Source organism: Dellaglioa sp. CoH-57-MRSF-21 (assembly GCF_056781915.1).
Genome location: NZ_JBXAXU010000070.1, coordinates 1 through 419 on the forward strand (window position 1 = coordinate 1; position 419 = coordinate 419).

The window sequence follows — 419 nt, forward strand, 5'->3', positions numbered from 1 at the left end:
GAACCCTTCCCGTCCCTCATGCGGCGTCGTGTACCACGATTCGAGGGATTCGCTACCGCTCGGAATCATACACACTTGAAAATCCGCGTTCGTGAGGAACACTTTGCCGCTGCACGTGTTAAACGCGGGGTGTACCCCGTCGGCCTCAAAGTCATCAGGCAGCCCCGCGCGATTCCACGCAGTGAGAAGGGTAATAACTTCCTCGCGCTCACGGTGCCCGAAGTCTGCGAGATTGGTCGTAACGGTCATGATGTTCCTTGGTGTTTAACAGCGGTTTACAGGCTTTCGTCGGCGTTCCGGATTTGAGCCGCAACCCAAACCCAATAACCGCTGATGGTGTCCTGATTCTCTACGGCCTGTCTCCAGTCGCGCCGCGTGAATTCTTGGTGTTCCCCGTCGCCGTTCGGGTTATAGATATC

General features: G+C 56.3%; 1 protein-coding gene. It reads right to left on the minus strand.

Going from position 1 to position 419, the window contains the following annotated elements; translation table 11 throughout:
* On the minus strand, positions 1-249 hold a 249-nt coding region (locus AC1RPQ_RS07975), incomplete at its 3' end, for a hypothetical protein (protein WP_481762260.1).
* Positions 250-419 lie beyond the last annotated feature (170 nt).